The organism is Paenibacillus sp. NPDC101420, assembly GCF_050277435.1.
Taxonomy (GTDB): Bacteria; Bacillota; Bacilli; order Paenibacillales; family Paenibacillaceae; genus Paenibacillus_AQ.
This window is the reverse complement of the sequence record NZ_JBNNSE010000001.1, coordinates 125,635-151,811: the sequence shown is the minus strand read 5'-3', so window position 1 is coordinate 151,811 and position 26,177 is coordinate 125,635. Positions and strand designations below refer to the sequence as shown.

The window sequence follows — 26,177 nt, the reverse complement described above, 5'->3', positions numbered from 1 at the left end:
GATGATCTCTATTGAAAACGCTACCATTTGAGCACTCTGATAGGTTCGTGAATTTTTGAGAATCTAACATATTTAAGGAGGATTAAAATTAAAATGCGTAACAAGTATGTTGTATGGTCGCTGGTAGTATCCATGCTGATTTCAAGTTTATTCTTGGCTGCGGGCCCACTTAATTTTGTTTCAGCCTCCGGAGGACCAAACCTGACACTCGGCAAAAATGTAACTGCGAGCGGTCAATCACAAACTTATAGTCCTGACAATGTTAAAGACAGTAATCAAAGCACGTATTGGGAAAGCACGAATAATGCATTCCCACAATGGATTCAAGTCGATTTAGGTGCAAATACGAATATTGATCAAATCGTTCTAAAGCTCCCTTCTGGCTGGGAGACGCGGACGCAAACATTGGCTGTTCAAGGTAGCACAAACGGTTCGACATTCACGAATATTGTAGGTTCTGCAAATTATGAATTCAATCCATCAGTGGCAGGGAACAGTGTTACCATCGACTTTGCCTCAATCAGTACGCGTTATGTTCGTCTGAATGTAACGAGCAACACAGGTTGGCCGGCAGCTCAGCTCTCTGAATTCGAGATTTACGGCGCTAGTGGCCCTATTGCTACTCCAACTCCATCGCCTTCCGGCACTTATGAAGCTGAATCTGCTTCACTGTCTGGAGGAGCTAAAGTGAACACGGATCATGCCGGTTACTCCGGCGCGGGATTCGTGGATGGATATTTGACACAAGGTGCAACAACGACATTCACGGTTAACGTGCCAGCAGCAGGTAGTCGTGAGGTGACATTGAAATACGCTAATGCAAGTGGCAGTGCAAAGACAATAAGTGTCTATGTCAATGGTGCTAAAATTGGCCAGACCTCATTATCTAACTTACCAAATTGGGATTTATGGAGCACTAAAGTAGAAGTTCTTAATCTAAATGCGGGTAACAACACCATCGCATATAAATATGATGCTGGTGATTCTGGCAATGTTAACCTTGACCAAATCACTGTAGCGTCGACGACAACAACACCACCTGCAACACCTACTCCGACACCGACAGCCACACCAACACCAACACCAACACCAACACCGACGGTCACACCAACGCCAACAACCACACCAACGCCAACAACCACACCAACACCTGCTCCTGGGAGTAATATTGCTGTCGGCAAGACGATTACCGCTTCTTCCAGTACACAAACGTTCGTAGCAACAAATGCGAACGATAATGACACAAGCACGTACTGGGAAGGTGGCAGCAATCCAAGTTCGCTCACCCTCGACTTAGGGGCGAACCACAACATTACGTCAATCGTTTTGAAGCTGAATCCAGCCTCTGCATGGAGTACTCGCACACAAACGATTCAGGTGCTCGGTCACAATCAAGACACGACTACCTTCGGTAATTTGGTATCGGCTCAATCCTATACGTTTAATCCAGCTTCGGGCAACACAGTAACCATCCCGGTTACGGCAACGGTTAAACGTCTGCAGTTGAATATCACTTCGAACTCTGGTGCCCCTGCTGGGCAAATCGCGGAGTTTCAAGTATTCGGTACACCAGGGGCGAACCCTGATCTAATGATAACGGGTATGTCCTGGTCACCTACTACTCCTGTCGAGACAAGTGCAATTACATTAAATGCAGTTGTTAAGAACAACGGTAATGCTAGCTCCGCAGCAACCACTGTCAACTTTTACTTAAACAATGAGCTCGTTGGATCTGCTCCAGTAGGTTTATTAACTGCAGGCGCATCAACAACAGCCTCAATGACATTAAACGCTGGAGCCAAAACCGCTGCGACCTATGCTCTCAGCGCTAAAGTAGATGAGAACAATGTGATTATCGAGCAGAACGAAGGGAATAACAGCTATACGAACGGGGCATCTCTTGTTATCGCTCCAGTCTCCAGCTCTGACTTAGTTGGTGTGACTACCTGGACACCAAGTAATCCAGTGGCTAATAGTACAGTAGCTTTTACCGTAAATCTCAAGAATCAAGGAACCATTGCTTCTGCAAGCGGTTCTCATGGTGTTACTGTAGCTCTTAAAAACTCAGCAGGTACCACGATTCAAACATTTAATGGATCCTATTCCGGGACCCTTGCTGCTGGAGCTTCCGTTAACGTCACGATTCCAGGGACATGGACAGCAGTCAACGGTAATTACACTATAACCACTACTGTTGAAGTGGATGCTAATGAGGTAACAGCGAAGCAATCAAACAATATAAGCACAACTAATCTGGTGGTCTATGCCCTACGTGGTGCAAGCATGCCTTATAGTCGGTATGATACCGAAGATGCTACTCTCGGTGGTGGAGCTACGTTGAAATCAGCACCTACGTTTGATCAAGCACTAATTGCTTCAGAAGCATCTGGTCAGCGTTATGTAGCACTTCCTTCAAACGGCTCGAACGTGGGATGGACAGTCAGACAAGGACAAGGCGGCGCGGGTGTAACTATGAGATTTACTATGCCTGACTCTTCGGATGGTATGGGACTGAATGGTTCACTTGACGTGTATGTGAATGGAGTAAAAGTCAAAACGGTATCGTTGACATCCTACTACAGCTGGCAGTATTTTTCGGGCGATATGCCTGGTGATACTCCTAGTGCTGGGCGTCCGCTCTTCCGATTTGACGAAGTCCACTGGAAATTGGATACTCCTCTCCAGCCTGGAGATATCATCCGTATTCAGAAGAACAATGGAGATAGCTTGGAATATGGTGTTGATTTCCTCGAAATCGAACCCGTTCCTACTGCAGTCGCTCGTCCGGCGAACTCCGTGTCAGTGACAGATTATGGTGCTGTAGCAAATGATGGTCAGGATGACCTTGCAGCTTTTAAAGCAACGGTGAATGCAGCTGTTGCAGGTGGTAAGAGCATGTATATTCCTGCCGGAACATTTAATCTTAGCAGCATGTGGGAAATTGGCTCTGCCAGCAATATGATTAACAACTTTACGGTGACGGGTGCTGGAATCTGGCATACGAACCTCCAGTTTACTAATCCTAATGCGGCGGGAGGCGGTATTTCACTCCGTATTAGCGGCAAGCTAGATTTTAGTAATATTTACATGAATTCGAATTTGCGATCCCGTTATGGACAAAATGCAATTTATAAAGGATTTATGGATAACTTTGGTACTAATTCAATTATCCATGATGTCTGGGTAGAACATTTTGAATGTGGTATGTGGGTAGGCGACTATGCTCATACACCTGCTATTTATGCCAGTGGGCTTGTGGTTGAAAACAGCCGGATTCGGAACAATCTTGCCGATGGTATCAACTACTCCCAAGGCACTAGCAATTCGATTGTTCGAAACACCAACGTAAGAAATAACGGTGACGATGGTCTTGCAGTATGGACTAGTAACACCAATGGTGCTCCGGCGGGTGTAAATAACACATTCTCCTACAACACGATTGAGAATAACTGGCGTGCTGCAGCCATAGCATTCTTTGGAGGCGGCGGTCATAAGGCAGATCACAACTACATCATCGACACTGTAGGTGGTTCTGGTATTCGTATGAACACCGTTTTCCCTGGTTACCATTTCCAGAATAATGCGGGCATTGTTTTCTCAGATACTACGATTATCACAAGTGGTACCAGTAAAGATCTGTATGGTGGAGAACGTGGAGCCATCGATTTAGAGGCATCGAATGATGCCATCAAGAACGTCACCTTTACCAACATCGATATCATCAATACACAACGCGATGCAATCCAGTTCGGTTATGGTGGTGGATTTGAGAATATCGTGTTTAACAACATCAATATTAATGGTACTGGGCTTGATGGTATTACTACTTCACGTTTCTCTGGGCCACATCAGGGTTCGGCAATCTATACCTACACAGGCAATGGTTCAGCAACGTTTAACAACCTGACGACTACGAATATCGCTAACCCCAACCTGAATTATATTCAGAGCGGTTTTAATCTGACGATTCATTAAGCGTTAGTGTGAGGGAGGAGTTCTTCGGAACTTTTCCCTTTTTTCTTATATTGTGGATAGTAAAAATTTAAAACTTCAGAGAAGGATATTGACTTGATGAACAAGAAATAAATGGTAGGATATAGTATTTATCTCATAAGAAATAAATTTTTAAAAATGTGTCGATTTCATCATCTTCCGTTCGTCGTTTAAATAGAAGTCCGGATATCAGACGTTAAAGCGAAGGAGAGATGAAATGCATTTAGTAACTTCAATGGACGGAACTAAGATTGCCTATGACAAAATGGGTCAAGGGCCAGCACTTATATTAGTGACAGGTGCATTTAGTTACCGAAAATTCCCAAGTCAGGTACAGTTAGCTAATCTGTTGTCTGAGAATTTCACAGTCTTCAATTACGATCGACGAGGTCGTGGCGATAGTGGAGACACTCAGCCATACGCAATAGCTCGTGAGATCGAAGATCTGCAGGCTATAATTAATGCGGCCGGAGGAGCGGCATATGTCTGGGGATTGTCTTCTGGAGCAGTTCTTGCTCTACAGGCAGCAGCGGATGGAGCAAATATTACAAAATTAGCTCTGCATGAGCCTCCATTTGTGGTTGATGCTTCGGATCTCAAGCCGCCTCTAGATTTCGTAATGAATGTTACTGAGCTTATTGCTACAAATCGCCGATCTGAGGCGATTAAGTATTTTATGACTAAAGGTATGGGAGCACCTGCGTTTATTGTTAAATTGATGCACTTAATGCCAAGTGTATGGTCTAACCTAATGGCTGTAGCGCACACTCTTCCCTATGATGCTGTTTTATTGGATGGGTATATGGACGGAAAGCCGCTTCCTGCCACATTGTGGAGCGCAGTTACCATTCCAACGCTGGTCCTCGAAGGTACGGAGAGTCCTGTTGGCTTACGGCATGGTGCTCAGGCAATTGCTAAAGTACTACCTAATGCGAAACTGTTAAGTAAAAAGGGGCTCGGTCATACGAAGAAACTCAATACAAGGATCATTTCAACTGAGCTTACTGTATTCTTTATGGGAAATTAAAAATAGGAGGGATACACCTATGAGATTTATGATGATTGTTAAAGCTACCACAGATTCAGAGGCGGGAATTATGCCTAGTCAAGAACTGATTGATGCTATGCAGAAGTATAATGAGGAATTGGTGAAAGCAGGTGTGTTGCTGGCAGGCGATGGATTGCAACCGAGTTCCAGTGGTATTCGAATTTCATATCCGGAAGCTGGCGGCAAACCGAAAGTTATGGATGGTCCGTTTACAGAAGCTAAAGAAATGATCGCTGGATATACGCTGATTGAGGTCAAATCAAGAGAAGAAGCCATTGAATGGGCTTTACGTATGCCGGACCCTCATGGATTTGGCCAAGGAGAGATTGAGTTAAGGCAGGTATTCGAGCCGGAGGAATTAATGGACGATCCCGAAACATTGGCGAAAGAAGCAGCACTTCGTAAACAGGTTGAGGAGCAGAAGCAAACGTGAGTTTCTCCCATACGCATCGAACGATTGATACAATATGGCGAATGGAATCGGCAAAAATCATTGCGGGTTTAACGCGCATGGTACGGGACGTAGGTCTCGCAGAAGATCTTGCTCAGGACGCATTAGTAATTGCCCTTAATCGATGGCCAGAGACGGGGATTCCAGATCATCCAGGTGCTTGGCTGATGACCACCGCGAAACGGCGTGCGATTGATCTTATTCGCAGGACCAAGCTTCGAGATCAGAAATACGTAGAGGTTGCACATAGCATGGATTTATACACTGAGGTAGATATAGATGATGCGTTAGATGAGGAGATCAGTGACGATCTCCTTCGTCTGATCTTTATGACCTGTCATCCTCTGTTGTCACAAGATGCCAGAGTAGCCCTGACCCTTCGACTGTTATGTGGATTGACGACAGATGAAATCGCACGTTCTTTTCTAGTCGCCGAATCAACGATTGCTCAGCGAATTGTTCGGGCGAAGAGAACCCTAAGTGCTAACAAGGTTCCTTTTGAGGTACCCGTTCAAGAAGAGCTTAAAGACCGTTTGTCTACGGTGCTTGAAGTCCTTTACCTAATGTTTAATGAAGGATATTCTGCAACTTCTGGAGTGGATTGGATCCGTCCGCTGTTATGCCAGGAGGCGCTGAGGTTAGGACGGGTACTAGCTGAGATTGCCCCTTATGAACCTGAGGTTCATGGACTGGTCGCCCTTATGGAGATTCAATCCTCGCGTTTTAGGACGAGGGTTAATAGCAAAGGGGAGCCTATTCTACTTATGGATCAAAACCGGGCACAGTGGGATCAATTACTGATCCGCCGTGGCCTGACTGCATTAGAGCGTAGCCGAAAGCTTGGACTTCCGCCCGGACCTTACTCGCTTCAGGCTGCAATTTCTGCTTGTCATGCACAGGCGACTACTGCAGCAGAGACAGACTGGATCCGTATTTCTGCACTGTACGAAGCGCTCTCGAGAGTCATGCCTTCGCCGATTGTCGAATTAAACCGAGCGGTCGCCATATCCATGGCGTTCGGCCCAACCTTTGGACTGCAAATTGTGGATGAGCTAAATACTGAACCATCTATAAGGGAATATCATCTGCTGCCCAGCGTTCGTGGTGATCTTCTACTGAAGCTGGGTCGATATGATGAGGCTCGTACAGAGTTTGAACGTGCCGCATCCTTGACTGGGAATGAACGTGAAAGGATTCTTTTGCTGAATCGGGCGGCAGCGTGTAACTTAGGAACATCGTAGTTAATTCAATATTATTTTAAACCGGTACGTACATAAAGGAGAGATAAAAAATGAATCAAGAAGTCATCGATTTTATTGAAGCATTAAAAGAACCATGGCAGGTGGAGTTATCTACTAATCTTCGTGAGGTTGTTCACCAAGCAATCCCAGATGTACAGGAACGAATTCAGTATAAGAAGCCTCATTTTTTGAAAAATGGTAAATACGCAGCAGCTATTTCAACTTCAAAAGATGCGGTAAGCTTTGTTATTTTTAATACGAATGAGCTTGAGTTTCCAGAAGGGATATTCGAGGGCCCTCCGGAGAGAAAAACACTGAAACTACGAAAAGGGGATACAGTGGATACGGCTCAATTAGTGGCTTGGGTTAGCCAATCCTCAGCTTCCCTTTAATTGCAAGATTCATGATGTAGGACGGTATCTCAAAGTCATTTGACTTCATGGGATATCGTCTTTTTTGGACGAATTTGGCTCCAGCAATACATAATCATTCAATAAATTGTGAAAAATACATCAAGAGCTAGCAATGAAGGGAATGAAACCCATGAAGATATTAAAACAAACTTGTTTGCTACTGCTTACGGTCCTTGCACTTAGTGCATGCTCAAGACCAGTAGCAGATAAATCCCAGCTACCACCTCCAACGGTTGTGCCAAGTGGAGCTGAGGAAAGATTTAGCCTTGAGGAACTTGCCACTTTGATTGGAAAAGAGGATGCTCAAGTTGTCCAAGCTCTCGGCAAAGGCGCACCTAATCGTAATGAAGGTACGAATTCTACTCTTTTATCCCGCGAATATAACGAGAAGATTGTGAATCACGAAGCAAATCTTCAGGTCTCCTATGATCACACTGGAAAAGTGATTGGAGAGACGATTCATTTTGAAGAAGCTACCAAGGAAAAATTAACGCAAGAGATAACGCAACAGCTTGGAGAGCTTACGACTAAGAGTGAAGGTAACACAGCAGATATAGGAAAAGAAGGCGAAGGTACAAACTTTCGTAGGGTATGGCAGACGGATAATGCCAAAATTTCTTTAATTGAATCCAATGGAAAGCTATCTATTTCCATAGATACGAAGTAACATTCGAATAATGTGAGAAAAAAAAGGACAATACCCATTGTAATTAGACAATGGGTATCGTCCTTTTTTTGATGAATAATTAAGGCTTAAGAGGAAGAATTATTGTTTGTTGCGGAGCTTAGACGATGAATTTGCTCTTCCAGAATCGCACTTGCTTTGCCAACAAATTGTGTAATAAGTTCAAGCTCTTCATCCGAGTAGGTGGAAGCTAATTTAAGCATCTCGGCATGCAGGGGAAGGTAGGCATTCCCGACCTCATTATTTTCATACAAAGGGACAATAATTACCTTACGACGGTCACTGGGGTCATTTTGTCTGCGAACAAAACCGTTATTTTCAAGTCGATCAATTAATGCCGTAACACTGCCTGTAGCCAGTCCGGTTAGCTTGGACAGTTCACCAGCGGTGATGGGACCTCTTTCATGGAGGATATCTATGGATAGATAATCATTATTATATAACCCAAGTGATGCTGCCACATTTTGCTGATATAGTATCGTTCGACTTCCTAGGCCCCGCATACGCAAGGTGAAGTCTTCCTGCTGATTTTTCACTTGATTGTGTCGATCTCTTGACAAAAGAGAGCCCTCCTTTTAAAATATTGATATCTTGATAATCGAGATATTAGACAATTAAGATACTCGATAAACGTGCGATTAATTGAATTCATTTTATCGGAATTATTAAAGTTTTGCAAAAGGTAATGCATCAAGAAGTTTAGAGAGAGGTTGGTGTGCGATCTTATAACGATAAGATTAAATTCGAAATTAAGGAAAAGTGGAGGGAACAAAAGAGAATGGTAAAGAACTTGGAGAAGAAAAATAATGTAGGGATTATTATAGCGGCTCTATTACTGGCCACACTTATGGCATCCATGGATAACACTATATTAGCAACTGCAATGGGAACAATCGTAGGGGAACTTGGCGGTTTTGACAAACTGATGTGGGTGACTTCTGCTTATATGATAGCTGAGATGGCAGGAATGCCGATTTTCGGAAAATTATCGGATATGTATGGCCGCAAGCGTTTCTTTATTTTCGGAATTATTGTATTTATGATCGGATCTGCTTTATGTGGTACCGCAAACTCTATAGTTCAGCTGAGTATTTATCGTGCGATTCAGGGTATTGGTGGAGGGGCACTGGTTCCAATTGCGTTCACCATCATGTTCGATGTGGTTGCTCCGGAAAAACGGGGGAAGATCGGTGGATTATTCGGAGCAGCTTATGGTATATCAAGTATTTTCGGACCCCTTATTGGCGCTTACATAGCGGATTACATTCATTGGTCTTGGGTCTTTTACATCAACTTACCTATAGGTGTTATTGCCTTCTTTTTGATTGCTTTCTTCTACAAAGAGTCTGTTGAGCATTCCAAGGAAAAGATCGATTACCTAGGTGCGTTTACACTTGTAGCTTCCATCCTATGTCTCATGTTTGCGATTGAGCTGGGTGGTAAAAAATATGCTTGGGACTCTGCTATGATTTTAGGATTGTTCTTAGCTTTTGTAGTGTTTATCGTGGGATTTATTTTTATCGAACGTCGTGCAGAAGAACCCATCATTACTTTCGGCATGTTCAAGAATCGTCTTTATTCTACGAGTAATGTTATGGCTATATTTAGTGGAGCAGCATTTATTACAGCCTCGGTGTACATTCCAATCTACATTCAAGGGGTGCTTGGCGGCTCAGCAACGAATTCGGGTCTTGTTCTACTTCCTATGATGCTCGGCTCCGTTATCACTGCAGCGGGGGGCGGATTCCTGCTCTCGAAGTTCAATTATCGCGCCATCATGATATCGACGTTAATACTGCTTGTTTTAGGTATCGCCTTGCTAACCACATTAACACCAGATTCTTCACGGTTCATGGTCACCATATTTATGTTTCTAGTAGGTCTTGGAATAGGTTCTTCATTCTCTGTTCTAAGTAACGCAGCCATTCATGGATTTACAGCAAGGCAGCGTGGGTCCGCAAGTTCGACACTTAGTTTTACAAGGGAGCTGGGAATGACACTCGGCATAACAGTATTCGGTATTATCCAAAGTCATGTGTTTTCGAATAAATTAGCATCCATGTTCAGTAGCAGTGGTGCAACACCTATAGGGGTAAATTTAAGCGATCCAAGTACTATTTTGACTCCGGATACTCGTGAGAAAATCCCTACGGAAGTTCTTGATAAGATTACAGAGGGATTATCCTCATCGCTTGTTCACACTTTTGCATGGGCAATTATTCCGTCTGTTATAGCTCTACTGGCTGCATTTGTGATGAGTAAGGAAAAGTTTGATCCGGCTTCTGAATTGGGAGAGTATACGGCTTCGCATTAAAGGATGGCTGCTTTGCAATATTAACGAATGCACTAGTGAAATGTTACATTTAAACAGATTGAGCCCTCTATTCATAGGTGCTCAGTCTATTTTTTTAAAACAATGATTTACATTATATTCCTATTGTAATATTATCAAATTTGACGATTGTAAAATTAGATGATATTAGAATTAATTGAAGGTAGGAGGATTTTTCGTGTCAATTGTAGGTATTTTGGGAGTGGTTCACGATGATGAACTTAGGCAAAAATATCATTTTTCTTTAGAGTTCATAAAGGATTTAATTTTAGAGTTTAATCCAGATATTATTTGTGGAGAAGTCCTTCCTAGTAGTTGGGAACATTATTAGAAGGACAGTAATTACCGTGGATATTGGGGAGAACCTGCAAGTGAATATTGGGATCTCATTTTTCCTTTGTGTAAAGAAGAGAATTATGAATTTGTCCCTATTGATTGGGTTGAATTGGATGTTTGGACAGATTTTGATCCTTTTAATAGCTATAAAGAAGATCAGAGAAAAGAATTGGAATATGAGTTAGAGCAATGGTTTCAAAGACAGCTTTCAACAGTGGATTCAAGTGCAATCCCCTTTAATTCATTAGAATATGACACTATTACAAGACAGAAGTATGAATGGTTAGAACGAATCAATCCGCAAGCACATCAGTTCAGATGGTTGTGTAGACATCTTATAATGATTCAACGAATCAAAAACGCCATAAAAGGCCACTCAGAGAAAAGAATCTTGTGTATTGTAGGTGCAGACCATAATCATTCGTTATATGAAGGACTAATTACAGAGAAGGACATACAACTTGTATATCCTTTATCTCGGATTACTCAAGCTTGAGCAATATTGTAGCGTGAATGCAAATACCAAATAAGTTCTCTACGGCTGCTGACATTTGCTTTGCTAAAAATGGACTTTAAATGATCCTGGACGGTGTATGCAGAAATATGCAGTGCAGAAGCCAATTCTTTAGTGGATAATCCTCGAATTACACCGTGTAATAGCTGTTGCTCACGTTCCGTCAAACCATAAGCTTCAGCAATGATGGGGAGCATGTCAGCAGGACGCGCGGGTTCGAATGAAATGGCAATTTGGTTCTGACCGTTGGAAGCCTTAAGAAGACTTGCCCGAACGACTAAATAGGGCCCCTCAGTCATACGAATGCATGCCTTCGCTATCCCCATAGATTCGGAAGGGCTGTTTAACGCTTGCGTGCTTACAGCACGGATTGGACGAGGTAGAACATGAGCCTCAATCATTTCCAATGAGCGGAGTTTGCCTAACCAGCGATCCGCTGTGGGATTGGAAGAGAGAAGAGCCAAGTCATCAGATAAAACTGCAATGCCGGAACCGTAATGATCTTCAAGCCAAGTCTCATCTTTCTCTGGAAGCTCAAGACTGAAAGCCCGCATTCTAGCTGCAATCAGAGGGATGAGCGAGGTGATCCAATCACATTCCTCTTGTGAGAATTTCGATTGATCTGTATTCCTGTACAGCGTCAAATATCCCCAACAAGATTCGCCAAGAATAAGGACTGCACGTAGTTCATCCCCAAAACCTGCAGGAGACAATACCTTTCGATAGCGTGTACACCGCTCGGGTTTCTGCTTGGTCGCCTCATAAATTGTAGCGACGAGGAGTTTGTTATGAACCATTTGCTCATAGGTGTTAACATCATCCTGACCGTATTCGATCTGGAACAAGTGGGGATGAATGGATTCTACATTGTCTTCAGTAACCGCACCTGTCGAAAGCAATGTCTGTGGATCAACATGAGTACAGCAGGCAGCATCAAAGGGAACTGCTTCACGTAAAAGAGTCAGCAAGGAAGTACGGTAGTTGTGAGATGAATCAGTAACCATACCTAGTTTAACGATTTGTTTCTTTATTAGAATGAATTGTTTATTGGTATTCATTGAGTAGCCCTCTAGTCCTTAATGGATTATATCAACTCCCACATTTGTGGGATAGTGAACGGAAGCGAAATCCGTATAATTGAGAATGATTCTTAATCAACTCTATTATATAGGATGCGGTGATAAAAATGCAGGGAAAAGAAGATATTGTTGTCGTTGGTGGTTATGGACATGTAGGGCGTACCATATGCGAAATATTAGAGAAGAAGTATCCAGGGAAAGTATTTGCTGCAGGGAGAAGTCTTGAAAAAGCAGAGCGGTTCAGTCAATATACCCACGGCAGGATCAAGCCGTTACAGTTAGATATTAATAAGCCGATACCTCCACATTTACTAGATCAAGTGAAGCTAATCATTATGTGTTTGGATCAAACGAATACGGATTTTGTAAAAGCCTGCTTTCGTAGCGGTACGTATTATGTGGATGTATCAGCGAGTGGTCCGTTTTTATCTCAAATTGAGGCGTTATACGAAGAGGCTGCACGACATGGATCTAGTGCCGTTCTTAGTGTAGGGCTTGCACCCGGCATAACCAATCTAATGGCTCTTGAAGCGGAAAGATTGATAGAACAGACGGAGGACATCGAAATCGCGATTATGCTCGGACTTGGTGATTCTCATGGTAAGGCGGCGATCGAATGGACAGTGAATAGTTTAGGAGAAAAGTTTGAATTTAAGCAGAAGAATCGTCAGGTAGAGGTAGAGAGCTTCACCGATAGAAAGTCATATCACTTTGGTGACGATTTAGGGAATCGCCATGCCTATCGTTTCCCATTCTCAGATCAACAGACGCTTGCCCGAACGCTCAAAGCATCGTCCATCTCCACACGATTTTGTCTGGACTCAGTTTTCGTTACTAAAATGCTGGCTATAGCCAAAAAAACAGGAGCCGTTCGTTTGTTAAAGACAAGCTGGGTGAACAGGTGGATGGTTAGTGCTATGGAGCGGCTGCATATTGGGAGCGACCAGTTCGCTATCAAGGTTGAGGCTCGTGGAAGAAATCGAGAGGGGAAGCCAATGCATGCTGATTTAATATTGCAAGGAAAGAATCAATCCATCATCACTGCAAAAGTGACAGCAGCAGTATCAAAGCTCCTCTATGATTCTTCATTTCCAGGCGGCGTTTATCATATCGAGCAGATAACAGATTTAGCATATATACAAAAGGAATTAGGATCGACGCTCTCGCTAAAGATCCAAGTAAAGTAGCATAATGCAGATTAATCTAAATAGAATAATTTGTGTATAGTTATTTTGAAAGAAGCTTGATTAGTCAAGCTTCTTTTTCGTAACCCAAAAGAGTTTTGACCGTATTAACTGATGAACATTTCATTCAGGAAGAAATTCTGTTCTTCCCTAATGGGTCATGTTAACAAAAAGAGAAGTTGAGGTCATCACCTATGAATGAAAAATTTACAGATTACGCCGATACAGGATATTCGATTGCTGAGCAGAAGGCAGCTCAGTATTTTGTATCTCTTCGTGAACAGTTCAAAGAAAAAACTTATGTGTCTACCTTGATTGAAGATTTTCAATTGTGGAAGAAGAACCATATTCATCGCCGTTCATGGTTGTCCTTTTTATCAAGAGGCAAGAGGAAACCTGATTCTCAGGATTATCATAGATATCTAGGATGGCTGAATCAGACCGGTAAATTGGATGATTATTTGGATCGAAGTGTTTCCTATCTTTACATGAGAGATCTGGGGCAAGCTTTGGATTCGCCGAATACACAGCTCCGGATTAAGCGTATGGTTGCCGATATTAGAAATCAGATGATTCTTCCAGGCTCCACAAGTTCGGAGGATCAGTCAGATTTCATGAATTTCACCGGGATTTACCGTTGGGCTCAGAAGGAAGGCGTTGAAACGGCCACGATTTGGGTGATAGACAAACTTAAGCGGGTATCAGCACATCTTCCGAAGGAAATGAATCCCGAGCAAGCACAGCGTAAATTAATCAAGATCATTATTGGGGTGATTCTCCATGTGATGGAAGAGATGGACGATGACGTACCACCTGTGGAGCGATCCAAGAGGATTGGTGAAGCCATTAGACTTGGTTATTCATATGGCCTAACTTATCCATTCATTGATGATCTCCTTGATTCCAGTGTCTTAACCGACCAAGAGAAAGAACAGTATTCTCATATGATACGCACTGCGATCCTTAATAGAGTTGTACCGGAATTGGGTGAATGGTCCGGAGAGAACATGCCGTTCATTCGATTTGTACACTCGGAGCTCAAGGAGGCTTTTGAGTATATTAGAGGGTATCAGCGGGAAGAAATGCAGGATGCATTTTTCGAGCAGTCTTTTGTATTTTTCCATTCTCAGGAATTGGATCGTATGAAGGATCTTTCTAACTCTGAATACAGCAATGAAGAGCTTTTCATACCCATCATTTTAAAATCCTCTTCTTCCCGTTTAATTGTCCGATCCGTAATTAGTGCTCCAGCAGATGATGGATTTGATCAACATACCTTTTTCTATGGGTTATATAATCAGCTGGCTGATGATTTTGCGGATATGTTTGACGATATGAAAGCGGGAGCGGTAACCCCCTATACTTATTATTTAAAATACCGTAGTCAACGTACAGATCTGATCAATCCTTTTGAATTATACTGGACGGTCATTTCCCATTTAATACACACTGTGTATCGCTCTGATCCTAAAACCCGTGAAGTAATATTAGATCGCGCCATTAATGGACTCAAGCGATGTAAAGAACGTGTAGGAATTGAGAAGTATAAAGAGATCATGGAGATTTTTGCTTCTGGTCAACCAGCGTTTAATCGGCTTGTCCAGCAGATGGTGCAGAAAGCGGACGATGTGGATTTTTTCGATAAACTGCTTCGGGATCAGTTGCTTTTGAATCTAAAAAACAGCAAGAAGGAAAAAGTGGAATTTCGAGATACGATCCAAAAGGTTCGCGATCAAATCAATAAACAATTGCTGATAGCCAAGCCAGACGGGACGCCAGAAATGAAAGAGTTGCTTATTGATGCGGCTAATTATAGTCTAGCAGGCGACGGCAAGCGGATAAGACCTATATTGACTTGGGTCATGGGTGTTAACGAATATGGTCTAGATGCATCCGCAATTGTGCCGCTTCTGAGATCTTTGGAATATATGCATACCGCTTCTCTAATCTTTGATGATCTTCCATCCCAGGATAATGCCTCAACCCGAAGAGGTCGTGCAACTCTACACGAAATGTATACTAGTTCAACGGCGGAGTTAACCGGACTATTTCTGATTCAGAAGTCGATCGAGGAACAGGCGTCACTTCATTCTTTTGATGCAAAAGCAGTGCTAGCCTTGATGCAATATTCAGCCCAAAAAGCAGAAGATACATGTATGGGTCAGGCAATGGATCTGAATTCTAAGGGAAAAGCATTGACGCTAGAGCAATTAAATATGATTTGCTTTTATAAGACCGGAATTGCATTTGAAGCTTCACTAGTGATGCCAGCGATTCTGGCTCAGGTTAAGAAATCTGAAGTTCTGGCTTTGAAAAAATTTGCCTATCATGCGGGGATTGCCTTTCAGATTAAAGATGATTTGCTCGATTTGGAAGGAGATCATCATTTACTAGGTAAGCCGATAGGTCAGGATGTGGAGAATAACAATTCAACGTTTGTATCTATCCTTGGTGCTGACGGCGCAAGAAAAGAGATGTGGGAACACTACTGTCTCGCTATGGAAGCGTTAAAGGAGATCCCTCGTAATATTGCTTTTCTGAAGCATTTATTGAATTACATGATTAATCGAAATCGATAATTGTTTGTAGAGTGTTGGCATTATTGCCAGCACTTTTTTATATTTTTATGCAGATCATTAGTTCTTTTTGATAATTGAATTTTATTGTTTATAATCGAAATTACGTGTATGATGAAGTTGAAAATAGATAAAGGAGGTGTAACTTGTGAAGCTAGGAATTTTCTCGAAAGTATACTTGAACTATGAACTGGAGATCGCCTTACACAAAATCAAAGCGCAAGGCATGAGTAGCGTTCAATTCAATTTTGCTAATGTAGGACTGGAAAGCTTGCCTAAAGAGATTAGTCAGGAGACCATCCATCAAATCAGAGAAGCAGTAATGAACAGTGGAGTTAGCATTGCTGTGATCTCAGGAACGTTTAATACGCTAGAGCTAAATGAGGAGAAGAAAGTTGAAAATCAGCAGCGTTTTAAAAATGTAGTTGAGGCTGCAGCTGCATTAGCTGTTCCGTATGTTTCGATTTCTACGGGTAGTTTGAACCAAGAAGATTTCTGGAGTTCTCATCCTGACAATCATACAGTGAGGGCATGGTCACTATTGCATGAAAGTCTTGCGTGGATGCTGAAAATTGCAGAAGACAACCAAATAACGCTAATATTTGAACCTGAACAAGCCAATGTGGTGAGTACGGCAGAAGATGCTTTGAGACTATTACAAGATCTAGATTCACCTTATCTTAAGGTTTTGTATGATGCAGCAAATCTAGTAACCCCACAGGATCATAAGGACCTCTTAGGTAAGATTTCAAAAACGCTAACAGCGCTGAAGAAGCACATTGCCATTGCGCATTGCAAAGATGCTTTTGTATCCGAAGAGAAGATCACTTTTGCACCGGTGGGAAAAGGAAACTTGCCCTTAAAGGAATATCTAAATGAATTAAGTAAGGTTTATGACGGTCCTGTTATTATGCATGGGTTAGCTGAGGACGATGTAGCACTTGCTTTGAATTTCTTTAACTAGAATAGGAGGACATGAATATGAAAAAGGAAAACCAATTGTTGAACATCGGCGTATTAGGTTGCGGTCAGATTTCACAAGCGGCGCATTTTGACTCTATAAGGCGTTCACGTAATGCTCACCTTTACGCAATATGCGATGTAGACGAATACTTACTTCGAAGAATGAATGCTATCTATGAACCTGACAAGGTATATATGGATTATGATCAAATGCTGGCGGACCCTAGCGTAGATGCTGTAGTTATTGGGATTGCCGATCAATTTCATGTGGAGGCAGCTAAACAAGCGGTGCGTGCAGGTAAACATGTCTTGGTAGAAAAGCCTCTAGGTGTATCCATCGAAGAAGTGGAAGAATTAAAAGAGCTAGTGGATCGTACCGATCTCAAAGTGCAAGTGGGGAATATGAAGAGATTTGACCCCGGTATAGTAGCAGCTAAAGAGTTTGTAGATCATGAAATGGGTGAGATTATTGGCCTAAAAGCTTGGTATTGTGATTCCACCTATCGGTATACCGTTACCGAGAATGTTCAGCCAGTGATTATATCCGGTAAAAATATAAAGAGACCTGCTGGAGATCCAAAAGCGAACAAGGAACGCTATTATATTTTAGGTCATGGAAGCCATTTGTTCGATACCGCAAGATATCTAGGTGGAAATATTGTAAGTGTGAAAGCATGGAATACGCAAAAGTTCGGTGCCTATTGTTGGTTTATTACTGCGGAGTTTGAAAGCGGCTTTGTAGCTCAATTGGATTTGACCATTGCGGTTCGGATGGATTGGCATGAAGGATTCCAAATTTATGGTGAATTCGGATCAGTAGTAGGAAAGACATACAACCCGTGGACATTAAAATCAAGCGATGTAGAAATTTTCAAAGTTAGTGATAACAGCTACCATAGACCGCTTGGAGCAGATGGTCATTTTTATAGATTGCAGATTGAAGGGTTGGCAGATTCAGTTCTGCATAATAAGCCAGGTGTAGGTGCAACGATTGAAGATGGGATTGCTACGATGAGAGCGATGCTCGCTGTTGAAGAATCGGTGAAGACCGGAAATACGATTTATCTAAGTGACGTTTCTGGTCCTTTGTAAAGGAGGGGAGAATATGCCGTACTTTACCTACGAGCACATTCGATTTTATTATGAAGATGATGGAGGGGATGGAGAGCCTTTTATTTTTCTTCATGGTCTGGGCGGTGACGTTAATCAAACTTTCGGTTTAATGAAGCAAACAGATCACATACGAAGGATCTCACTAGATTTTCGCGGTCATGGAAAGACTGTGGCGTTCGGCCATGCGGATGATTTTTCTTTTAAACAATTCGCCGAAGATGTGATGGCTTTAGCGGAATACCTTCATATCAGTCAATTCAATATTGGGGGGATTTCCACAGGTGCTGGGGTGTCGCTTCATTTGGCATTGAGGTACCCGGATAGCGTTAAGAAGCTTATTTTGTCACGTCCAGCCTGGAAGGATAAGCCGCAAGAGACGTTGATTCGTGAAGCCTACGCCAAAGTTCATGAGGTACTGCAAGATACAGATCCTCTGACTGCCCAAAATAGATACGAAAATTCAGAGGTCTATAAATCCATAAATTCATTATCTACTTATGCGGGTGAATCCCTATTAGGGCAGTTTAAATATCCTTATGTAAAAGAAACCTCGATGAAGTTTGTGAAGCTGCCAATGGATTGTCCTAATCATGATCGTGAGGCTTGGAAGAACTTAAAGCTGCCCACATTGATCCTTGCTAGTCAACTTGACCCTATTCATCCATACACCTACGGGAGATTACTCTCAGAATATATCCCAAACGCTAAATTTATTGAGATTACTTCGAAAACGATCAGTAATAAGCAACATAATCAAGATTCTTATGAGGCTATTGAGAGCTTTTTAAATGAAAGATGAGCACAAGCTTCAAAGGTGTTCATCTTTTTTTGTACAAATTTAGAAAGTATCTATACTGTAATTACGTTAACGCCGAGTTTGTTATATGTATCAACAATTTTATTGTCTACTGTACCTTCAGTGATTAAATAGTCTAACGCGGATACCTTGGCTACAAAAAAAGTGGATATTTTCTCCAGCTTTTCTTTCGTAGCTATGGCGATAACCATGGAAGATTGTTCAAAAAGTTGATTCTTAATGATGGATTCCTCATAAGAGGGAACAGTTATGCCCACCTTTGAATCCAGCGTGGATACGCCAAGGATTGTTAGATCCAAATGGATTTGCTGTATCGCTCTAAGCGTTGCGGCTCCGAATAACACTTGGTTCTTTTTATCGAGGTCGCCACCTAACAAGGTTACACTAGCTTTGGACAATCGGCACAGCGATAATGCAATAGAGGGGGAGTTGGTAATAATTCTTCCATCAAAATGCTCAGGGATGTTCTCGGCTACTTTTAAATTTGTGGACCCTCCATCAATAAAAATAACCTTTGCATTCTCAATAAGTGTGCAAGCTCGTTTAGCTAAGTCAGCTTTGGTCTGGCTATTAAATTCTACACGTGAATTGAAATCTTTCATGTCATTAATAAGGCTGTGAGCACCACCATGAATTCGTTTGAGAAGTCCCAGCTTCGACAAGCTTTGTAAATCTTTTCGTATGGTATCTTCTGTTACATTTAATTCCTGTGTTAATTCTTGGACAACGACGCGGCCTTCGGTCTCTACTTTTTTTAGGATATACGCCTGTCTGTCAGCTTTTAGCACTGATCCACCTCTTTTCACAAAATGCTCTAAAGGTTGTACTTAACGTTACTATTTTACTACATATGAAATGAATTTGAAAAAAATCAATCGTTTTTACGTTCAACTCCGTCTTACTTATAGATATATGAGGTGGATGCATCTTCCTGATAGAAGATAGAGGGGGTGGTGGAAGGTGGAAAACACAATGGATGAAGTCAGAATGGTAGATTTTGCGCAAATGGATGAAGAAGCTTTTTTTAGTCGATTGTATGTGGAGCATCGAAAAATGTACGCTATTGCCTACAGTTATTTACGAACAGAGGCAGACACGCTGGAGGTGATCCAAGAAGCGTCATGCAGGGCATGGATGAAACGTAAAAAATTAAAGGATGAACAGTCCTTAACACCTTGGCTGATCCGAATAACGATCAATTGTTGCATGGATGAGCTACGGCGCAAAAAGCGTGTGATTGTAGCGGAGAAGCTGGTGGAGGAAGCGGCACAGGAAATGAAGAGTAATGACCGAATTGACCTGGAGCGTGCGATGAATCGGATAAAACCTAAATACCGGCATGTCGTAACGCTGAAATACTACCATGACATGACCACTGTTGAAATTGCCAAAGTACTAAAAAGGCCAGAAGGTACGATTAAGACTTGGCTGCGCGAAGGACTCAAACAGCTTCGAAGTTATCTATAGCGATATTGGAGGTGAATGGAATGACAGAAAAAGAAGAACGTATTCTACGTAAGAACATCGATGATATGCAACAGAATGTCGAAACAATACAGGAGATGAAAATCTACAACGCTATGAAAAAGGGAATTGTGGAAGGGAAGAAGCGAGAAAAACGACGCATCTATACTACAGGTATGGGCGTGGTTGCAGCTGCAGCTGCAGCGGTTGCGTTACTGTTTACATACTCAACAATCGGATTACCGAATAAGGGAGTGGCACAACCTTCAGTACAATCAGCAAGCACTAAAAACACGGATAATTTCAAAGCTTATCGCTCGTTCTCAAGGTTAGAGCCTGCATTAGCCAGTGCCCTTGAGCAGAATCTCGTTGTGCCGGTCGGTCAAAGTGCGGAAAACAAGGGTTACCGGATAGATGTGACAGGTGCCGTTACAGATGGACGGAAGGTTTATGTTTTATACAGTGTTCAGAACAATACGGACGAAGTAGTTATACACGCGGATTTTGAGCTTAAATTTGAAGGGATACAGGAGTCGCCTCTTCACAAAGGCGCATCATTAAGTATGCTCGCTAGTGAGAGCCGAATTCAACCTGGGCAGTCTATGGATTTTATATACTCCACTAAACTTTCACCATTGGTAAAATATCCAAAGAAAGTAAACTATAATATAATTCTTACCGAAACTTCAGATAAGGCTCTCCTATCCAGTAGTAATAAGTATCGGACTAGCCTAGATGTTGCTTTCGAGCTTGATCCTGACATGCTTAAAGCACAGGAACGAATGCTGGATACAGACGGAACACTGACAGTGGACGGGCAAAAGATTAGAGTGAATCAAGTGCAGTATACTCCGCTTAGCACCTATGTGGATCTGGAATATAATCAGAATAATGATAAACAGATTTTTCAATTAATTAATCCAGTACTGATTAGTAAAAAAGGGGACACAGTTGAGAAGTTGTATTACCCCGATATCATCAATTCTGACAATTCCGAAGTCTACTCGGACAACTCCAAGTTCACGTTAGTGTTCAAGAATAGTAAGGGCAGCCAGCAGCCGGATTCTGTGACGTTGAAAGCATTCGGAATTTCGGCAGTCGAAAAGGATCAAATGAAAATTGTCGTGGATCTTAACAAATATCAGCTTATTGAAGCGCCCGGAACTGGACTTGAGTTAGTCACGCCAAAGCAAGAGAATAACGTAGAGGAAGGAGAAATCCTCCTAATTCGTAATATTGAGAATGCTCAATATTTAGAAGGCTCTACTAGACTTGCTGAGACTTTTACTGACGCAAAAGGGAAGGTATATAATAAAGCACCTTCCACAAGTAGCTTCAGCAGCTATACGACTTCTAAGGATGGCTCAGCCGTGAACGAGTTTGGATATAATTTTGGCACGGATGCGAAGAACTATCCTCAGCCATTAACGATTACGTTAGAGAGATATATAAATCCAATTATGGATACGCAGGCTGTGGAGCTGTACTCGATTAACCGTTGATATTTCATCAACGGTTTTTTTGTGTTCTCAGAGAATTCATTCTTTGAAATTTAAGAAATACTTAATATATACCGTACTTCTTTTTAAAAAGTTTTACCTATTCTAAGTACAGGAAGGAGGTTACTGAAAGAATGATAAACCCAATTATGAAGAAATGGCTCCGAAAGGATGTCTCAGCGGCAATAATGTTCCTGGCACCAAGCGGTATCGGATTCGCGATGTTTTACCTTATACCGTTTGTTATGGGAGTATTCTATTCTTTTATGGACAGCACGATAGAGGGCCATTTTGTAGGGTTTGATAATTACCGAGAGCTGCTAGATAGCGATTCTTTCCGTAAAGCAGCATCTAATACATTTTATTTTAGCGTGATAAGTGTTCCACTAATGCTTGTGCTCTCGTTAGGATTAGCGATGTTATTGAATAAAAATACATATTTTCGGAATTGGCTGAGGACTGGATACGTGTTGCCGCTTGTCGTACCTGTCGCCTCCATCATTCTGATCTGGCAGATGCTCTTCGATTGGAATGGCTCGCTTAACGCCTGGCTGAACAACTTCGGTATCGATCGTGTGGATTGGATGAAGACGGATGCAGCTAGAAATGTAATCATTGTTGTTTATTTATGGAAGAACATCGGTTATAACGTGATTTTATTCTTGGCGGGATTGCAGCAAATTCCAAAGGATTATTATGAAACGGCTCAAATTGAAGGTGCTGGACGATTACGGCAGTTTCGCAGTATTACGCTTGTCTATCTAACCTCTTCGATGTTTTTTGTGATCATCATGTCGATTATTAATTCATTCAAAGTGTTTCGAGAAACGTATTTAATCGCTGGTGATTATCCGCACGACAGCATATACATGCTGCAGCATTATATGAACAATATGTTCATGTCGCTCGATGTTCAGAAGCTGACTGCCGCGGCGACCTTGATGTTTGGTTGTATTTTATTGATTGTGTTGGGATTGTTTGCATTTGAACGGAGGCATAGACAATTCATGGAATAGGGGTGAAAAGGTTGTGCCAGTTGTCAAAGTGTTGCGAAAAGGGGCATTAACACTCGTCATGGCTGTTATTGCAGTCTTGTTATTATTCCCGATTGTGATCACATTCACAAATTCGCTTATGACAGAGAAAGAAATTGAGATCAATTATGGACCTATCGGGCAGATGAATGAGGTGATTGAAGGGAGAGAAGATCCTTTTGTAAATTTAAAATTGCTGCCGGATCAAGTGTCCTTGGACCAGTATACTAAGGTTCTCCTAGACAACCCTAAATATCTGACGATGTTCTGGAACTCAGTATTCATGGTTGTGCCCATCATTGCAGGACAAACATTAGTAGCAGCACTCGCTGCCTATGCATTCTCGAAGCTGAAATTCCGGGGACGAGATCCTTTGTTTCTTATTTATGTCCTAACGATGCTTATGCCTTTCCAAGTGACGCTAGTACCGAACTATATTATGGCGGATAGGCTAGGAATATTAAATAGTTCATATGCAATTATATTGCCTGGAATTTTTGCAGCTTTTGGTGTGTTTATGCTCAGACAGTTCATGCTAGATATACCGTATGCGTATATCGAAGCAAGCAAAATGGATGGTGCTGGACATTTTCTGATTTTCTACAAGATTATAATTCCGATGATTAAACCTGGTCTGGCAGCACTAGTCATATTATTGTTCGTGGATTATTGGAATATGGTGGAGCAGCCGCTTATTTTTCTTGATGATCCGTTTAAACAGCCATTGTCAGTCTTTTTATCGAGGATCAATGAAGGCGAGCGAGGCATTGCTTTTGCTGCATCCATACTTTATATGGCTCCGATGGTGATGCTGTTTCTGTATGCGGAATCGTATTTTATTGAAGGCGTTCAATTGTCTGGTATCAAAGGTTGATTGGAGGAGAATGACGGGATATGGAGTTAGGTATAGAGCCGGCTGATCGTAGACGTAAACGAAATATTCAAGTCGTCTTCATGGTTTTTATGGGATTATTGTTGTTTTTTACATTGTTCAGTAACACGATACAAACTTTGACCTTGCCGAAAGTTAGAACCGAAAAACCAACAAAGGGAAATCTTTTATTTACGATTGAAGGTAGTGGGATATTGCAGCCACTTGCTGAAGTTAAACTTTCGAGTACTTCCGGACTAAAGGTCGAACAAATTCTAGTGAAAGAAGGACAACGTGTAAAAAAGGGACAAAAACTTATTATCTATGAGAGCAAAACGGCTGAGCAAGAATTGAAAGATGAAATAACGAATTTAGAAAAGCAGAAAATTGATCAACAGAATAGGCAAGATCAGTACATCCAATCCGCGCTGGAGGAGGATGAATTCAAAATCAGAAATGCAAGACGTGATATCGAAAAAGGTAAATTAGATATCTTAGCTCAGGAAAATAAGATTAGTGGGCTAAAAAATCGTCTAACAACTGAAAAACAACTATTTTCTCCTTTCGATGGTCTGATTTCAAAACTAAATGCCGTCGAAGGGTTAGCTCCAATGGGAGAACCGGATGTAATTGTATCCAACAGTAGTCGGGGTTACAGATTGGATATTATTATGGATTCCGTGCATTTGTCCAATTTAGGGATTTCTGCTGGAGAAAAGATAGAGGTTGAGGTTGATATGAATCATGGACAAGAAGCCCGGACCCTAAACGGCTCCATTGAAGAAGTTGCGAATTCAGAGTCACGTACTGATAGCCCCTCTAGTAATGAGTCCGGGAAGATTCAAACCATTCCTCAAAAGAATCTGAGAATAAAAGTCGTTGATCCAGAACTTAAAGGAGGTGAACAGGCTCGGATCAAAATCGAAAAACATTCACTCCAAGAAGGATTACTCCTTTCCAATGAAGCTATTCATGAGGATCGCGAAGGTTTGTTTGTCTATAAAGTTGACGAGCAGCGGGGGGCATTAGGCAATGTTTTTGTCGCTCAAAAAGTCCGTATTCACTCTAGTGAAAAGAACGAGAAAGAAACGATGATTCAATCGGATATTCTCTATGAGGAGGATTCAATTATTCTGGAAAGTAATGAACCTCTTGAAGACGGGAACCGAGTTCGACTGCAATAAGAAATCAAATAAACGAGAAAATAGGAGGAGGAAATCAAATGATTAAAAGATCTATTTTTGTACTATTAATGGGTGCTTTGATAATGACAACGGCATGTAATTCCGGAGGTAATGAGAAAGTGGAAAGTAAGGGGAAAACGACAACTGAAGAGGGGAAGACAATCTTAACTCTATCTCTAGCAGAATCGAGTGCATTCTATCAGGCGCTAGAGAAAAAGTTTGAAGCGAAATACCCGGATATCGACCTACAAATTAAGGCATATAAAGAAGAGGGAAACGAGTGGGGGGAGAATGGTTATGTAGAATATAAAAAAACAACAAATACAGCCCTACTCTCTGGAAAAGGTGCAGATATTTTTGATGTAAGCGCCTTTTCAATCAATGATTATGTGAGTAAAAAGTTGCTTGTGAACATGAATGATATATTTGAACACGATAAAACGGTAAATAAGAGCGATTTAGAAATGAATGTGTTGGACGCAATGAAGGTGAGCGACGGTCTATACTTCATTCCTACCGGGTTCGCTTTTAGAGCGTTCATAGGTGATGGAAATATGATTAAGAACTCAAATGTGAAGATTGACGATAAGAATTGGACTTGGAAAGAGTTTGGGGAGCAATCGAAGGAAATTATACAACTGACTGGGAAGGACGCTAAAAACAAACTTTATGCCCTAACGGAGTACCCAGCGGAAATGACACTCCAAGAAATGGCTATTGATAATTATAATTTGTTTGTTGATAGTGAAGCGAAACAAGCGAAGTTCGACTCGCCTGATTTTGTGGAGTTGTTGGAACAAGTCAAGAAAATGTATAAAGAACAAGTTATGACTTCGGAGCCAGCGGAGATAGGTAATCAGCTTTTTAACTCCATCGTTATATGGTCACCAACAGACTTTATCGATGGTCCATATTCTTACTTTGAAAATCCGGTGTACCTTCAAAAGCCACATGCAGGTCAGACTGGTGGTATGAGAATCATTCCTTCATCATCGCTCGCCATACAAGCCAATACTCCGGTGAAAGAAGAAGCTTATAAGTTTATGACCTTCTTGTTATCTGAAGAAGCACAGTCATTGCAAGATAGAGAAGGATTTTCTTTGCTCCAATCCGTGAACGATAAGAATTTAAACGATATTCAGGAAAAGATGAAAAGTGGTGCATATAAGCTTCCAACCGGAAAAGTAGCTAAGGTTTCTGATGAAGAATTTACTAAGTTTAAAGAAATCATTCATACAATAGATCAATATGCGGAACTGGATACTAAAGTGCTTTCTATTATTGGAGAGGAGTCCTCATCATTCTTCAGTGGACAAAAATCTGCGGAAGCTGTTGCAAAGCTGATCCAGAATCGAGTAACAATCGTTCTAAATGAATAGA

Annotated in this window: 23 protein-coding genes; 20 read left to right on the top strand and 3 right to left on the bottom strand. The window is 41.7% G+C overall.

Features of this window, described 5'->3' with window-relative positions; genetic code table 11:
* Positions 1-93 precede the first annotated feature (93 nt).
* The 6 genes from ACQKMP_RS00525 (at position 94) to ACQKMP_RS00500 (ending at position 7,813) form a co-directional block, all read left to right on the top strand.
* Positions 94-3,975, top strand: coding sequence for a discoidin domain-containing protein (locus ACQKMP_RS00525; RefSeq protein WP_427468621.1), 3,882 nt, complete (start codon positions 94-96; stop codon positions 3,973-3,975).
* Positions 3,976-4,210: 235 nt separating this feature from the next.
* Entirely contained in the window at positions 4,211-5,020 is an 810-nt protein-coding gene (locus tag ACQKMP_RS00520) for an alpha/beta fold hydrolase (RefSeq protein WP_427468620.1), read from the top strand.
* 19 nt (positions 5,021-5,039) lie between these two features.
* A complete protein-coding gene (locus tag ACQKMP_RS00515; protein ID WP_042188051.1) occupies positions 5,040-5,474 on the top strand; it encodes a YciI family protein in 435 nt (144 codons plus the stop codon).
* A complete protein-coding gene (locus tag ACQKMP_RS00510; protein ID WP_042188053.1) occupies positions 5,471-6,733 on the top strand; it encodes an RNA polymerase sigma factor in 1,263 nt (420 codons plus the stop codon). The genes ACQKMP_RS00515 and ACQKMP_RS00510 overlap by 4 nt, the downstream gene beginning before the upstream one ends.
* 50 nt (positions 6,734-6,783) lie before the next feature.
* Positions 6,784-7,125 carry a DUF1801 domain-containing protein gene (locus tag ACQKMP_RS00505; protein ID WP_076285765.1) on the top strand — a complete coding sequence of 114 codons (342 nt, stop codon included), beginning with the start codon at positions 6,784-6,786 and terminating at the stop codon, positions 7,123-7,125.
* A gap of 151 nt (positions 7,126-7,276) precedes the next feature.
* Complete coding sequence (locus ACQKMP_RS00500) at positions 7,277-7,813, top strand: hypothetical protein (protein WP_156113110.1); 537 nt, start codon at positions 7,277-7,279, stop codon at positions 7,811-7,813.
* A gap of 86 nt (positions 7,814-7,899) precedes the next feature.
* Here the strand turns inward: ACQKMP_RS00500 and ACQKMP_RS00495 are convergent, their stop codons facing one another.
* Positions 7,900-8,334 (bottom strand): MarR family winged helix-turn-helix transcriptional regulator, encoded by a 435-nt coding sequence (locus tag ACQKMP_RS00495; RefSeq protein WP_197071317.1) that lies wholly within the window; start codon positions 8,332-8,334, stop codon positions 7,900-7,902.
* A gap of 275 nt (positions 8,335-8,609) precedes the next feature.
* Between ACQKMP_RS00495 and ACQKMP_RS00490 the strand changes: the two genes are divergently transcribed.
* From ACQKMP_RS00490 to ACQKMP_RS00480, 3 genes are all read left to right on the top strand, one after another.
* Positions 8,610-10,145 (top strand): MDR family MFS transporter, encoded by a 1,536-nt coding sequence (locus ACQKMP_RS00490; RefSeq protein WP_076285763.1) that lies wholly within the window; start codon positions 8,610-8,612, stop codon positions 10,143-10,145.
* 196 nt (positions 10,146-10,341) lie between these two features.
* Positions 10,342-10,494, top strand: coding sequence for a hypothetical protein (locus tag ACQKMP_RS00485; protein WP_197071290.1), 153 nt, complete (start codon positions 10,342-10,344; stop codon positions 10,492-10,494).
* A 66-nt stretch (positions 10,495-10,560) separates the two neighbouring features.
* Complete coding sequence (locus tag ACQKMP_RS00480; protein ID WP_231573448.1) at positions 10,561-10,995, top strand: hypothetical protein; 435 nt, start codon at positions 10,561-10,563, stop codon at positions 10,993-10,995.
* Here the strand turns inward: ACQKMP_RS00480 and ACQKMP_RS00475 are convergent.
* Positions 10,986-12,071, bottom strand: a complete 1,086-nt coding sequence (locus ACQKMP_RS00475; RefSeq protein WP_042188064.1) for a helix-turn-helix transcriptional regulator — start codon at positions 12,069-12,071, stop codon at positions 10,986-10,988. The two genes, ACQKMP_RS00480 and ACQKMP_RS00475, sit on opposite strands and share 10 nt — an antisense overlap.
* Positions 12,072-12,199: 128 nt before the next feature.
* Here ACQKMP_RS00475 and ACQKMP_RS00470 point away from each other — a divergent pair, with 128 nt between their 5' ends.
* The 5 genes from ACQKMP_RS00470 (at position 12,200) to ACQKMP_RS00450 (ending at position 18,727) form a co-directional block, all read left to right on the top strand.
* Positions 12,200-13,279, top strand: a complete 1,080-nt coding sequence (locus ACQKMP_RS00470; RefSeq protein WP_042188066.1) for a saccharopine dehydrogenase family protein — start codon at positions 12,200-12,202, stop codon at positions 13,277-13,279.
* Between the two features lie 191 nt (positions 13,280-13,470).
* On the top strand, positions 13,471-15,855 hold the full coding sequence (locus tag ACQKMP_RS00465) for a polyprenyl synthetase family protein (protein ID WP_427468619.1): 2,385 nt from the start codon (positions 13,471-13,473) through the stop codon (positions 15,853-15,855).
* A 145-nt stretch (positions 15,856-16,000) separates the two neighbouring features.
* A complete protein-coding gene (locus ACQKMP_RS00460; protein ID WP_427468618.1) occupies positions 16,001-16,816 on the top strand; it encodes a sugar phosphate isomerase/epimerase family protein in 816 nt (271 codons plus the stop codon).
* Positions 16,817-16,833: 17 nt separating this feature from the next.
* Entirely contained in the window at positions 16,834-17,907 is a 1,074-nt protein-coding gene (locus tag ACQKMP_RS00455; protein WP_081393175.1) for a Gfo/Idh/MocA family protein, read from the top strand.
* 13 nt (positions 17,908-17,920) lie between these two features.
* Positions 17,921-18,727: an alpha/beta fold hydrolase gene (locus ACQKMP_RS00450; protein WP_076285757.1), complete on the top strand. Its 807-nt coding sequence runs from the start codon at positions 17,921-17,923 to the stop codon at positions 18,725-18,727.
* A 50-nt stretch (positions 18,728-18,777) separates the two neighbouring features.
* On the opposite strand, the gene ACQKMP_RS00445 is transcribed toward ACQKMP_RS00450, so the two are convergent.
* On the bottom strand, positions 18,778-19,533 hold the full coding sequence (locus tag ACQKMP_RS00445; protein ID WP_042188080.1) for a DeoR/GlpR family DNA-binding transcription regulator: 756 nt from the start codon (positions 19,531-19,533) through the stop codon (positions 18,778-18,780).
* A gap of 184 nt (positions 19,534-19,717) precedes the next feature.
* On the opposite strand from ACQKMP_RS00445, the gene ACQKMP_RS00440 reads away from it, so the two are divergent.
* The 6 genes from ACQKMP_RS00440 (at position 19,718) to ACQKMP_RS00415 (ending at position 26,176) form a co-directional block, all read left to right on the top strand.
* Positions 19,718-20,212, top strand: a complete 495-nt coding sequence (locus ACQKMP_RS00440) for an RNA polymerase sigma factor (RefSeq protein ID WP_339248069.1) — start codon at positions 19,718-19,720, stop codon at positions 20,210-20,212.
* Positions 20,213-20,232: 20 nt separating this feature from the next.
* Positions 20,233-21,711: a DUF4179 domain-containing protein gene (locus ACQKMP_RS00435; RefSeq protein ID WP_427468617.1), complete on the top strand. Its 1,479-nt coding sequence runs from the start codon at positions 20,233-20,235 to the stop codon at positions 21,709-21,711.
* A 146-nt stretch (positions 21,712-21,857) separates the two neighbouring features.
* A complete protein-coding gene (locus tag ACQKMP_RS00430) occupies positions 21,858-22,724 on the top strand; it encodes a carbohydrate ABC transporter permease (protein WP_042193877.1) in 867 nt (288 codons plus the stop codon).
* A gap of 58 nt (positions 22,725-22,782) precedes the next feature.
* Positions 22,783-23,616, top strand: a complete 834-nt coding sequence (locus ACQKMP_RS00425; RefSeq protein ID WP_179086678.1) for a carbohydrate ABC transporter permease — start codon at positions 22,783-22,785, stop codon at positions 23,614-23,616.
* Positions 23,617-23,636: 20 nt separating this feature from the next.
* A complete protein-coding gene (locus tag ACQKMP_RS00420; protein WP_339248075.1) occupies positions 23,637-24,797 on the top strand; it encodes an efflux RND transporter periplasmic adaptor subunit in 1,161 nt (386 codons plus the stop codon).
* Positions 24,798-24,835: 38 nt separating this feature from the next.
* Positions 24,836-26,176 carry an ABC transporter substrate-binding protein gene (locus ACQKMP_RS00415; protein WP_427468616.1) on the top strand — a complete coding sequence of 447 codons (1,341 nt, stop codon included), beginning with the start codon at positions 24,836-24,838 and terminating at the stop codon, positions 26,174-26,176.
* Position 26,177 lies beyond the last annotated feature (1 nt).